The sequence below is a fragment of the Vibrio sp. YT-16 genome (assembly GCF_033337405.1).
GTDB lineage: Bacteria > Pseudomonadota > Gammaproteobacteria > Enterobacterales > Vibrionaceae > Vibrio > Vibrio alginolyticus.
In genome coordinates this window covers 1-12,073 of the sequence record NZ_JAWOQQ010000022.1, presented here as the reverse complement: position 1 = coordinate 12,073, position 12,073 = coordinate 1, and the positions used below count along the sequence as shown (strand labels likewise).

General features: G+C 46.3%; 11 protein-coding genes. 5 read left to right on the top strand and 6 right to left on the bottom strand.

The genetic code is table 11. The annotated features are described in order from the left end of the window. Positions 1-7: 7 nt before the first annotated feature. The 5 genes from xerC to lptM all read right to left on the bottom strand — a co-directional run bounded on the left by xerC (position 8) and on the right by lptM (position 3,903). Positions 8-940: a tyrosine recombinase XerC gene (gene xerC, locus R7F07_RS22550; RefSeq protein WP_053350819.1), complete on the bottom strand. Its 933-nt coding sequence runs from the start codon at positions 938-940 to the stop codon at positions 8-10. Further along, positions 906-1,637, bottom strand: coding sequence for a DUF484 family protein (locus R7F07_RS22545; RefSeq protein WP_005383398.1), 732 nt, complete (start codon positions 1,635-1,637; stop codon positions 906-908). The genes xerC and R7F07_RS22545 overlap by 35 nt, the downstream gene beginning before the upstream one ends. After that, a complete protein-coding gene (dapF, locus tag R7F07_RS22540) occupies positions 1,631-2,461 on the bottom strand; it encodes a diaminopimelate epimerase (protein WP_053350818.1) in 831 nt (276 codons plus the stop codon). Before dapF ends, R7F07_RS22545 begins: the two co-directional genes overlap by 7 nt. A gap of 10 nt (positions 2,462-2,471) precedes the next feature. Beyond that, positions 2,472-3,725, bottom strand: a complete 1,254-nt coding sequence (lysA, locus tag R7F07_RS22535; RefSeq protein ID WP_033907276.1) for a diaminopimelate decarboxylase — start codon at positions 3,723-3,725, stop codon at positions 2,472-2,474. Between the two features lie 61 nt (positions 3,726-3,786). Continuing rightward, positions 3,787-3,903 (bottom strand): LPS translocon maturation chaperone LptM, encoded by a 117-nt coding sequence (lptM, locus tag R7F07_RS25630; protein ID WP_005378746.1) that lies wholly within the window; start codon positions 3,901-3,903, stop codon positions 3,787-3,789. Positions 3,904-3,977: 74 nt separating this feature from the next. Here lptM and cyaY point away from each other — a divergent pair, with 74 nt between their 5' ends. Then, complete coding sequence (gene cyaY / locus R7F07_RS22525; protein ID WP_005383391.1) at positions 3,978-4,292, top strand: iron donor protein CyaY; 315 nt, start codon at positions 3,978-3,980, stop codon at positions 4,290-4,292. 69 nt (positions 4,293-4,361) lie between these two features. Here cyaY and R7F07_RS22520 read toward each other — a convergent pair whose 3' ends face one another. After that, positions 4,362-6,890 (bottom strand): class I adenylate cyclase, encoded by a 2,529-nt coding sequence (locus R7F07_RS22520; RefSeq protein WP_171343364.1) that lies wholly within the window; start codon positions 6,888-6,890, stop codon positions 4,362-4,364. 346 nt (positions 6,891-7,236) lie between these two features. On the opposite strand from R7F07_RS22520, the gene hemC reads away from it, so the two are divergent. From hemC to R7F07_RS22500, 4 genes are read left to right on the top strand one after another with little or no spacing between them, the layout of a single operon-like run. Next, positions 7,237-8,175 carry a hydroxymethylbilane synthase gene (hemC, locus tag R7F07_RS22515; RefSeq protein WP_033907277.1) on the top strand — a complete coding sequence of 313 codons (939 nt, stop codon included), beginning with the start codon at positions 7,237-7,239 and terminating at the stop codon, positions 8,173-8,175. A 2-nt stretch (positions 8,176-8,177) separates the two neighbouring features. Further along, on the top strand, positions 8,178-8,906 hold the full coding sequence (locus tag R7F07_RS22510; RefSeq protein WP_085570111.1) for a uroporphyrinogen-III synthase: 729 nt from the start codon (positions 8,178-8,180) through the stop codon (positions 8,904-8,906). 17 nt (positions 8,907-8,923) lie between these two features. Beyond that, positions 8,924-10,135 (top strand): uroporphyrinogen-III C-methyltransferase, encoded by a 1,212-nt coding sequence (locus R7F07_RS22505; protein WP_005378751.1) that lies wholly within the window; start codon positions 8,924-8,926, stop codon positions 10,133-10,135. Beyond that, the gene (locus tag R7F07_RS22500) at positions 10,135-11,316 is read left to right on the top strand and encodes a heme biosynthesis protein HemY (protein ID WP_005383375.1); all 1,182 of its coding nucleotides are present in this window, start codon (positions 10,135-10,137) and stop codon (positions 11,314-11,316) included. The genes R7F07_RS22505 and R7F07_RS22500 overlap by 1 nt, the downstream gene beginning before the upstream one ends. The last annotated feature ends 757 nt before the right edge of the window (positions 11,317-12,073 follow it).

Here is a 12,073-nt window from a genome sequence, read left to right as displayed (position 1 = left end):
CTTCGGCTCACTCCCCGTTCTTTTTACGTGCGCGTGGGTGGGCTTGGTCGTAGGCTTGCGCCAAATGTTGGAAATCCAAGTGCGTGTAGATTTGGGTCGTCGAAATGTTCTCGTGCCCTAAAAGCTCCTGCACCGCACGTAAGTTATTGCTTGATTCGAGCATATGTGTCGCAAATGAGTGACGCAATTTATGCGGACTAATATGGCTTGCGACAGACTGTTTCTGCCCCCATTCAGCCATGCGCTTTTGCACGCTACGATGCGAAATACGCGTTCCAAGCTTAGATACAAACAAGGCGGGCTCACCTGGAGCGGCTAAATCACCACGAACGCGTAACCACTTCCCGACCCACTCGGTTGCCATCCCAGAGAACGGCACTTTACGTTCTTTATCGCCTTTACCAATAACACGAAGCTCACCACTACGCAGTTGTACATCACGTACATCCACACCCACCAACTCAGCCAAACGTAAGCCGGCGCCGTACATCAGCTCCATCATGGCGCGATCGCGCACAGCCAACGGGTCGTCCTCGTTGACTTCAAGTAATTGGCTCACTTCGTCAACATCGAGGTTTTTGGGCAACGGGCGTTTTTTGCGAGGTGCTGAAACCCCTTTGGCTGGGTTAGCCGACATCTCGCCACGCAGAATAAGGAAATCGAAAAAGCTACGCAGCGATGAGAGGCGCGTTGCCAAACTGCTGGCTTTCATGCCTTCTCGCATGCCCTTACCTGCTAATTGGCGCACCCAACCAGCATCCACTTGAGACCAATCTTTGAGCCCCATTTCAGCTAGGTGCTGCGCCATTGTTTCTAGCTGCTGTTTGTAATTGCGCTGAGTATGTAGGCTAAGCCCCTTTTCGCTTCGTAAGAATTCATAGAAGCGCTCAAGAGGCTTTTGCAGATTATTTGGCAGAGGAGTGTTGGGAGTTGTCGTCATCGTAACTTTGCCATACCAGTGTTTGAGCGAGATGTGCCACTACTAATGATAGGTGACGCAAAAACAAGGTATCCATATCTGGCTGAAAATGGCCGCCATCTTCACTAGAAAAAGCAAGCACGCCCAGTGTTTGCTGTTTCACGAGCGGCAGTACCACATAGGAACCCATTTCCGGCACTTCCATGTTGCCAAACAAAGCTTCACGATCTACTTTGCGAAGACGTCCTAAGTACGCATCTTTGCCATTTAAGTGAGTGGTCGCAAAGCGTTGATAACTTTCCTTACTCAATTGAATCGATGCGTCGCATTGACTAAACAATCGAACAAACGCACGTAAGCCCAGTGCTTTGGCTTTCTCTTCGATAGAATGAATGACTTGTTTAAAGTCACCACACTTTAGAATCTGCCCCTGCAAATCCATAAATTCGTAAAAGGTGCGATCATTGTTCGCCGCAAGCGACATTAGTGTAGTGATCTCTTCCTCTAACTCTTCAATGCGCTGACGTTGGCGATTCATTTGGATGTGTACCAAAGATACCGCGCCTAAGTCTGAGTGTGGGAAAGATAAACGATCCACAAGCTCCGGACGTTGCACAAAAAAGTCTGGATGATCTTTGAGGTACTCGGCCACTACTTCAGCCGTTAAGGCATCTGCTTCTACTTGAGACAAACCGTTTCCTTTTTCTTCAACTAGCAAGACAATTGACCATCAAATACATGCGTTGTAGGTCCGGTCATAAACAACGGCTTGCCAGGACCTTGCCATGCAATTCGCAATTCACCACCAGGTAGAGAAACCTTAACGTTTTCATCCAACAAGCCCTGCAGAATCCCAACCGCGACTGCCGCGCATGCACCACTACCACAAGCTTGTGTCTCTCCTGCGCCTCGCTCGTAAACTCGAAGACGAATATGGTCACGACTCATCACCTGCATAAAGCCAGCGTTGACGCGCTCTGGGAAACGCTCATGCGACTCAAGCAGCGGACCGAGAGTTTCCACTTCTGCCGTATCCACATCGTCGACCACGGTCACTACGTGCGGGTTACCCATGCTCACAGCACCACAAAACAGCGTTTTTTCACCAGCGCGCATGATGTAAGTTTTCTCTTTTTGCTTCGCTTTGAAAGGAATTTTGTTCGGTTCAAACTCTGGTACGCCCATGTTGACCGTCACTTCCCCATCATCTTCGATGTTGAGAATCATCTTTCCTTTCTTGGTGCTCACGCTGATGCTGTATTTATTGGTCAGCCCCTTCAAGCGAACAAAGCGGGCAAAACAGCGTGCACCGTTACCACACTGTTCAACTTCACTACCATCGGCATTAAAAATCCGATAATGGAAGTCGGTTTCAGGGTCGTAAGGGGCCTCTACCACAAGCAATTGGTCAAAACCAACGCCAGTATGACGATCCGCCAAGCGGCGGATCAGGTCTTGCGAGAAAAACACGTTCTGGGTAATACAGTCGACGACCATGAAGTCGTTGCCCAAACCGTGCATTTTGGAAAAGTGGAAATGCATTTGTTGTGTGTTACTCCGGTAGAATCTGTTCCAGCTGCCACAAACTGGTCAGCTCCTCACGCTGGCGAACTAAGTGGCTTTGTTTACCGTCCACCATCACTTCTGCCGCTCGGGTACGAGTATTGTAGTTCGAAGACATCACAAAACCATAGGCACCTGCTGAACGAACCGCGAGTAGATCACCTTCTTGCAAAACGAGTGCGCGATCTTTACCCAAGAAGTCGCCGGTTTCACAAATAGGACCAACCAAGTCGTAAGTCTGAGCTTCACCCTTTCGCGGTGAAACTGGCACAATATCTTGCCATGCTTGGTATAGCGCAGGACGCATCAAGTCGTTCATTGCAGCGTCGATAATCGCAAAGTTTTTATGCTCAGTATGTTTTAAAAACTCAACACGCGTTAGCAAGATACCTGCGTTCGCAGCAATTGCACGGCCTGGCTCAAAGATCAGCTCCAAGTCTTGGTGATTTTCAAGACGGCCTAGTAACGCTTTGGCGTAATCAGAAGGCTGAGGTGGTAATTCATCACGATAGACCACACCCAAACCGCCGCCGACATCAAGGTGACGAATGTTAATGCCTTGCGCTTTTAAATCATCAATCAGGGCTAATAAACGGTCTGTCGCGTCGATAAATGGGTCTATATTGGTCAGCTGAGAACCAATGTGGCAGTCGATGCCTTGCACATTCAAGTTCGGCAGGCTTTGCGCGAATTTATAAACATCTGGCGCACGATCAAACGCAATGCCGAATTTATTGTCGCGAAGACCAGTCGAAATGTAAGGGTGTGTTTTCGCGTCGACATCTGGATTGATACGAAGAGAAATTGGTGCAATCACACCAAGCTCACCCGCAACCTTGTTCAAACGTTCTAGCTCTGGCTCAGATTCAACGTTGAAACATTTGATACCTAGCTCAAGAGCGCGCTTCATCTCTGCCGATGTTTTACCAACACCAGAGAAAACGACTTTTTTCGGATCACCGCCTGCGGCAATCACACGCTCAAGTTCACCACCCGACACGATGTCAAAACCCGATCCCAAACGCGCTAGCGTGTTCAATACGCCTAAGTTTGAGTTGGCTTTCACCGCGTAGCAAACTAGGTGAGGATGCTGACCCACAGCACTATCAAACGCCTTCCAATGGCGCTCTAGCGTGGCTCGAGAATATACGTAAAGAGGAGTGCCATATTGCTCTGCAAGAGCTTGAAGTGGGACGTCTTCGGCCCAAAGCTGGCCATCATCCTGATAGTTGAAGTAATCCAAAATTCGCTTCCCTTATTTTATTCGACTGCTGAACCCTAATTTCACCCTAAGGTGCGGTTATTTATTGTGATTGCTCATTCTGTTGAGTGTCATCTGGAATGTATAGTGAGCCAGACTGACCACACCCCGCTAAGGTCGCGGCAACCATCACAAACAACACAGTAACTAATTTTTTCATTTCGCATATCGTGATTATTGAATCAATGCCCCCTATAATCGCACCACACTCAGGAAAAGCAATAGGATAGACGGATGAACGATACTGAATTTCATCAACTGGTGGATGCGCAGATGCAAATCATCGAAGAATCCATCGATGATTCAGGCGCAGACATTGATTACGAAGTCACTGGCAACGTAATGACATTGGAATTTGAAGACCGCAGCCAAATCATCATTAATCGCCAAGAGCCGATGCATGAGATCTGGCTAGCGTCCAAATCTGGTGGTTTCCACTTCAAGCTTATTGAAGGTAAATGGACCTGCTCAAAAACGGGTATGGAGCTATTTGAAATGGTGAAGCAAGAGTGTGAAAAGCACGCAGGCGAAGCCATTGACTGGGCATAATTCTGGTCAATCGTCACCAAAACAAAAAGAGCACCGAAGTGCTCTTTTTGTTTATTGATACGGGTTTAATTACGCATTCACAGTTTTGGTCGGGCGACTCGGTGAACAACCGTCATTACGGTAAGGAATGATATACGCATTCCCCTCTTCAGGGTGAATAATTTGATAGTACTGAGGCAGGTTAAAGTTAATAAACTTAGACGCGACGCGACTATCGTCTTTTACCGACGTGTAGAAGCTGTTTACAGACGAAATCATTTCATCTTTGGAGCCACTAAATTGGTGATACACTTCTACTTGATTTGACTCATCCAACACATAAATATTGAAGCCATCCTCGTTATCTTCAAAGAAGAACTGCACCAGACCTTCACTAGCAAACCCATCCACCGCTTCCGGCATTTGATATTCTTGCTCACGATCGAGCATTAACAGCGGCGAGCCTTTGAGTTTGTTAGTAGAAATGCTGCGGTAGAAATCGATGGAATTTTCTAGCTTCTGCACCGACACACCACGACGTTCAAAGAACAACCCATAAGTCTGGTTACCAAGACGCATCGCTTTAAAGCGGCGGCGTTTCTCTTGCTCTACTGGTTTCAAGCGTAAGTCGATACATTCAGCTAAAAGCTGGTAAACCATATTACGCATCACACCACGCATGTTCTTCGCATAGCAGAACACATCCACTGATTCTGGTGGCAACGCATCTTGGTGCATTTTGCCCAAAATGGTTTTCAGTGCATCCAGCATCGCCGTTTCCCCTTTGAAATGCAGCGTACGCACTTCATGCCAAGAGTTACGGTAAACAAGGTCAACACTGCCGACTAAATTTTTATGTTCTGGACCAAAGCTAAAAATATCGGTGTTCTTAACATCCACTTTCAACGAACGACCAGAAAGTTCAGACGTCGGATCATTTTCGAAGTTGATGAACATCGCAAGCTGGCTTATTTCACAAGGACTCGCTAGCGCCTGCATAGATGGACGACGCTTACGCAACGCAAAAGTATTTCGTAAGTCACTCACCATTTGGTAAAACTTATCAATATCTAGCTGCGCTTCACGTACCACGGCATGTAAACGAGTCGATTCAGTGATCAAGCCATTGAAGAATGCCCAAGCAACCAACTTACTCAAGTATTCATGATGCTCTAGATATGGTTGCCCCAAAATGCGGTGCGCAATAAGCGGTTGTTTATAGAGGTACCAACCAAACTTGTTCACTCCCCCTTTTTTCACTTCGATAAAGCTCAAGTCAGGCTCGTGCAGATCAGGTGAAATCTGTGGGTTTAGTAACGTTACTTTGCCCGGCAATACTTCAAAAGCTGCGTAAAGTTTACGGGCCAAAATACTGATGTCTTGCGGACTGATAGCAGAAGTGATGTCGTTACGACGCGCAAATTGAATCAAGTTACGGTAGCTTTGCATCAACGCATCCAGCAATGCATGATGTACCACCTTTACTTGTTCAACCTTCCAATTACGGCGGTCATCGAGCTCTGCAACGACACTGGCATCCCAATTCCATTTTGCAATCATATCGCTCAGCGCTTCACGGCGCCAAGCTACTGAGCCAACATTCGGCTCACGAGATAATTTTTCATGGGTTTTGAGATAGAAACAGCGACGCACCAAATCCAAACGTGTATCGTCTTGAATTCGCTCTAAGTAACGGGTTACTTTTTCCAACATTAAGTAGTACGCATCCATGCCATAGAGATCAGGCTCATGGGCAAAGAAACGACGTTTAGTGTCGATACTTAACAATTGAGTATGCGGGTATTCCCACGAGTAAGCTTCTAGCAAGATGGCTTTTAATACCGATTTGTAGGGAGAGTCGATGCTTTTGTATAACTGCCACAAGTTCGAGCCGAAGTATTCTTCAGCAGGAATGCAGTTCAATTTACCAAAGTCGATCCATTCACTACAATCGATGTAACCATCACTGCACAGTTGAGAAACGTACTCGTCGTAACACTCTTCCATTTCTGGCGGCACGATTTGCCATAACAAACGCTGTCCGGCAATACGCACCGCACTACGATAGAATTCATCTAGCAAAAGTAAGTGCTGAGATGAACCACAGTTATCACCTGTCATCTCCTCAGAATGATTGCTTCTAAAGCGCTCTTTATCCATTAAGAAAAAGTTCGCTTCCACGCCTTTGCTTTGTGCCCAATCCGTGATGAGTAAGCATTTATTGGTCAATAACTCGCGTTCGTCACAATCCATCTCTGGTGAGATACACACCCAAATATCCAAATCACTGGAAGTACTTTGACCAATCGAGGAGGTACTGCCCATGGTGTACAAACCCAATATAGCGGGCTTTTCTACCGTCTTGAGCGGCTGACCAATGGCAAGTTGAATATCATCTATGAATTGTTGCTGAATGCTATTTAGTTCAAGCCCATGTACACCAAACGGGACATCGGCATCATAATAGCCAGGAATTACAGGATGGTTGTAGTTCAACAAGGCAGGAATCAAATGGAAGACTTGCTGGCTTTGCGAATCCATAAGCGCCAGCGCGCGATCAACTCGCTGCTGATTCAAATTATCTAGTCGCTGGATGATTTTTTGGGTGTAAGCCTGCAAGGGGAATTCCTTGGTTGAACAATCACGAAAATCTGCTGACGTTTTAAACCAAAATGGCTTAAAAACGTGATCAATTTAACACTTTTATTGGTGCGGGTAAAGCTTCACGCCCGCGTATCACTCTGGATACAAAACCATACTTTAGTCACAAAATTAATCGCGCGGTAGTGTCGCTCTTATTACCTATTACTAATAATAGTCCTTAGTCTAATTGAGAATCCAGTCACACTATTTTCATAACGTCATGTAATTCCATTCATAGCCTTCAGAGATAACGAACTAACAGTAAGCATTTCTTGATGAGAATGGTAGGATAAACCCAAATCCAAACAGCATTGAGAAGATCATGACACAATCCACACCGATTCGCATTGCAACTCGAAAAAGCCCTCTTGCTTTATGGCAAGCTTACTTTGTTAAAGACGCCCTTCAAGCCGCTCACCCAGGCTTGGAAGTCGAGTTAGTAACCATGGTGACCAAAGGTGACGTGATTTTAGATACACCACTAGCAAAAGTTGGCGGCAAAGGCTTGTTCGTAAAAGAGCTTGAAGTCGCGATGCTAGAAGGACGTGCAGACCTCGCCGTTCACTCAATGAAAGACGTACCCGTCGATTTCCCAGAAGGCCTTGGCCTCGTGACCATTTGTGAGCGTGAAGATCCTCGTGATGCCTTCGTCTCTAATACCTATAGCCACATTGATGAGCTCCCTCAAGGTGCCGTGGTTGGTACTTGCAGTTTGCGCCGTCAATGCCAACTGAAAGAATATCGTCCGGACATCATCATCAAAGAGCTTCGCGGTAATGTGGGCACTCGCCTTGGTAAGTTAGATGCGGGTGAGTATGATGCAATCATTCTTGCTGCGGCTGGCCTCAAACGATTGAAGCTTGAAGAGCGCATTCGTAGCTTTATCGAACCAGAGCAATCACTACCAGCGGTAGGCCAAGGTGCTGTCGGTATTGAGTGCCGCCTTGACGATGAAAGACTGCTTAAGCTGCTTGAGCCACTTAACCACCAAGACACCGTAGACCGCGTTTTGTGTGAGCGCGCAATGAACCTTACACTAGAAGGCGGCTGTCAGGTACCTATCGGCAGCTATGCCCTGCTAGACGGCGACAACATTTGGCTACGCGCATTAGTTGGCGAACCAGATGGCAGCGAAATTGTGCGTGGTGAAATTCGTGGCCATCGTAAAGATGGCGAAGCATTAGGAGTGCAGCTAGCCAATGAGCTGCTAGATAACGGCGCTCGTGAAATCCTAACTAAGCTGTACGCAGATCACGAATAACCATGGCAGTGTTGGTCACTCGGCCGGGAGAGCAAGGCAACGCGCTTTGCTCTCTGCTCGAAAGGCACGGCATTTCCGCATATCACCATCCTCTGATCGACATTGTCGCCGATCTCACGGACACGCACCTCTCTAAACATCTACATCAAGCTCAAATTGTTATCGCTGTTAGTCGACATGCAGTGCAATGTGCACAGCAAATCTTAGCCAGCAACGGGATGTCATGGCCGAAACAAGCTATTTACCTTGCCGTTGGTCAAAAAACAGCACACTATTTAAGCAAATGTACCCAACAGAAAGTACACTATCCCCAAGTCAGTGATAGTGAACACTTATTGCGACTGCCAGAGCTCAACAATGTGGCACAACAACAAGTTCTTATTCTTCGTGGTAACGGCGGAAGAGAGCTGATCAAAGATGCATTGGTGAGGCGTGGCGCAAAAGTTCACTATAGTGAGACTTACAAGAGAGAATTCATCCCATTCGATCCAGTAAGCTGTGTCTCACTATGGAAAAACCTACAAATTAACCAGATTATTGTCACCAGTGGTGAACAACTGGATTATTTGTGCAGCCAATTGACGTCGGAGCAATTGACTTGGCTTAATCAACAAGAGTTGTATATCCCCAGTCAGCGTATCGCTGACATCGCAATTCAAAGGGGGTTCACTCGCGTGAGATGCACGGGAAGCGCATCCAACCAAGAATTACTGGCGGCTCTCCAGCCCTAGCTACACAGGATATAGGCATGACAAGTAAAAATAACGACCAAAAAAATAACGATAAAAACCTTTCCGAAGAAACCTCATCGGCACCGCTAGTCGAAAAAACCACATCGCAGCAGGATGCGGACCTTAAAAAAGAGCAACCACAAGCGGCCGAGCCCCCAAAAACAGCAGAGCCAACCAAAGTCGAGTTTGAAGAAAAACAAGGTAAACGCGGTGTCAAACTAGGCACGGTCGCTATCATCTTATCGATTATTTTTGGCGGTGGCCTCGCGTACAAGCTGCATCAACAGCAAGCCGATTACCAAGCGCAGATCGCCCAACTAAAAAGTCAGCTAGAAAGCACTCAAGCTTCCATGAAGCAAGAGCTCAGCCGGGTACAAGAAGAAACCATCGAGAAAGCAACAACCGTGACACACAAAGCTGAAGTGGTACTTGGACAGCAACAGAAGAGCATTGAAAGCTTACAGCTCGCCGTTGCCGATGTGAAAGGTCGTCGACCAAACGACTGGCTATTGGCGGAAGCCGATTACCTCGTCAAATTAGCCGGCCGTAAATTGTTCTTAGAGCACGATGTAGAAAGCGCGACTCAACTGATGGAAAGTGCAGACCAACGCATTGCAGCGCTGAATGACCCTAGTCTCGTCAAACTACGTAAAGCAATGGCAAACGATATCACCAAACTTCGCACTATCCCGCTAATTGACCGTGATGGATTGGTACTACGCTTAACTGCCCTGCAACAGCAAGTAGACAAGCTCCCTCTCGCCAATGCACTGCTACCTGAAGCTGAAGCCGTAGAAAACACTGAAGTGTCTGAAGATATCGCAAACTGGCAAGATAACTTAATGACCTCTTTGAAGGACTTTTCAGAAAACTTCATTACCTTCCGCACGCGCGATGGTAACGTCATTCCACTGCTTTCTCCTGAGCAACACTTTTACCTGAAAGAAAACATCAAAGCCAAATTGGAAACGGCAATAAAAGCGGTGTACCAAGAACAAGGTGAAATTTACACCACATCTCTAAAAACAGCCGACAAATGGGCATTAGCTTTCTTCAACCAAGACGATAATTCCGTTAAAGAGTTCAACAAAACGGTTAACCTGCTAAGTCAGCAAAATATTCAAGTGGAATACCCAACAAAACTGCAAAGTCAGTCTCAACTATCAGATGTCATCCGTGAACGCCTACGTCGTGAAGTCACAACGATGACAGGCATGGAGGATAAGTAATGTTTCGTCTTATTTTCCTATTTGTTGTACTAGGCGCAGGACTATTTGTTGGCACCCAGTTTTCTGGTCAGCAAGGCTATGTACTCATCTCCATTGCCGAGAAAACGATCGAGATGAGCGTAACGACATTAGTGGTTTTCGTTATCGCAGCACTCGCAGGTCTTTTTCTGCTTGAGTACCTGATTAAGAAGTTAGTTTATGCTAGTTCTACAACATGGAACTACTTCAGTGTTCGCAAAATGCGCCATTCCCGCCGATACACCAATGAAGGCATTATTAAACTTCTAGAAGGTGACTGGAAAGGTGCTGAGAAAAAAGTAACTCGCTGGGCAAATCATCACGATATGCCGCTGCTTTGCTACTTAGTTGCCTCTGAAGCCGCACAAGGTCAAGGTGATAAAGCAAAACGAGATCACTATCTAGAGCTAGCGAGCCAACAAGAGAACGCCCATCTCGCAGTAGAGCTGACTCGAGCGAAACAATTTATCCGCGACAACGAGTTCGAGTCCGCTTTCGATACCTTGCAATCGTTAAAAAGTCAGTATGCGAGTAACTCTATTGTATTGAACTTGCTGAAAACAACGTACATGCAGCTAAAGTTGTGGCAACCTCTTATTGACCTCTTGCCACAACTAACCAAAGCAAAACTCATCTCGGACGAAGAACATGCAGAGCTGATTCAAAAGGCGCAGTGCGGCTTACTCCATGAAGTAGCGCAGCAACAGGGTAGCGAAGGGCTAATCTCCCATTGGAATAGCCTCTCACGTAAAGTGAAACAAGACACACACCTCGTTGCCTGTTTTGCTCGAGAACTCATCACACGAAAAGCTGATGCAGAAGCCTTTACCGTGCTAAAAGAAGCATTAAAAAAACAACCAGCCCCAGAGCTTTATCAACTACTGCCAGATCTAAATCTGCCAGATACCCACCCTGTCGTGGTCTTCTTAGAGGGAGTAGTGAAGAAAGAACCGGATAACGCCGCTGCCCATAGCGCATTAGCGCACTTCTATTTCCGTCAAGAGAAGTGGCAAGAAGCCCAGGATCACTTTGAGATCGCCTTAAAGCTTCGCTCTGACGTCTCTGACTATGCATTCCTAGCAGACACACTAGAGAAGCAAAATCTAACCAAAGCTGCTCACGAAGTCTCTCGTAAAGCTCTCACGCTCGTACAGAATGACTAACTTAAGATGACCTAACCAAGCCGACAGCTTACCTGTCGGCTTTTTTATTGCCTGCTATTAACCCTTCAGTCCTTAGTCATCAATATGTTTATCCAATTCATTGGCTCCCAAGTAGTTCTCAACTTCCTAGCAACTCACTATCGTTTCACTTTCCTCTTCTCTTTTGACTACTCTGATCCTGTCATTCCAGCAGAATCCAAAACAATTTTAAAAGATGCAGGAATACGTAACTTTAGCCTGTTGATGTATGGTTTTAAGACGTAGCTAGATTTAGGCAATAGAGCACACGCGTCGCTAGACTGAGTAAAACAAAAAGATACATCAGTGAAACAGTGGCTATTTGAGTATGCTTATTTGTTCGGTCTATCCGGTAAAATGGGCTAGAGAAGCAATGGTAGTGCTTTAAGAGAACGATAAGGCAATAGATGGTTCAACACCTTAACAAAGCATCTCCAACAACCTTATCGGGACAGCATGCAGTGATGAGGATGAACAGCTTTAGAAGCAACTGCACTTCTTAGCAAAAATCAAAACGTCACAACCAATACCAATACCGATACCGATATTACTTAGTCCAAAAGTAGATCGCATATGGAATTGATTTTTGGCAAGCACAGATAGAGTAATAAAGATGTGCGGAAATGAAAAAAGCCTCGCTATTTCTAGCGAGGCTTCTTAATAGTGGCGGAGAGATAGGGATTTGAACCCTAGATACGCTATTAACGTATGCCGGTTTTCAAGACCGGTGCTTTCAACC

Bases quoted from the DNA above. Each gene is read 5' to 3' on its own strand.
- xerC (WP_053350819.1), bottom strand. From the start codon at position 940: ATGACGACAACTCCCAACACTCCTCTGCCAAATAATCTGCAAAAGCCT.
- dapF (WP_053350818.1), bottom strand. From the start codon at position 2,461: ATGCATTTCCACTTTTCCAAAATGCACGGTTTGGGCAACGACTTCATG.
- lptM (WP_005378746.1), bottom strand. From the start codon at position 3,903: ATGAAAAAATTAGTTACTGTGTTGTTTGTGATGGTTGCCGCGACCTTA.
- cyaY (WP_005383391.1), top strand. From the start codon at position 3,978: ATGAACGATACTGAATTTCATCAACTGGTGGATGCGCAGATGCAAATC.
- hemC (WP_033907277.1), top strand. From the start codon at position 7,237: ATGACACAATCCACACCGATTCGCATTGCAACTCGAAAAAGCCCTCTT.
- R7F07_RS22510 (WP_085570111.1), top strand. From the start codon at position 8,178: ATGGCAGTGTTGGTCACTCGGCCGGGAGAGCAAGGCAACGCGCTTTGC.
- R7F07_RS22505 (WP_005378751.1), top strand. From the start codon at position 8,924: ATGACAAGTAAAAATAACGACCAAAAAAATAACGATAAAAACCTTTCC.
- R7F07_RS22500 (WP_005383375.1), top strand. From the start codon at position 10,135: ATGTTTCGTCTTATTTTCCTATTTGTTGTACTAGGCGCAGGACTATTT.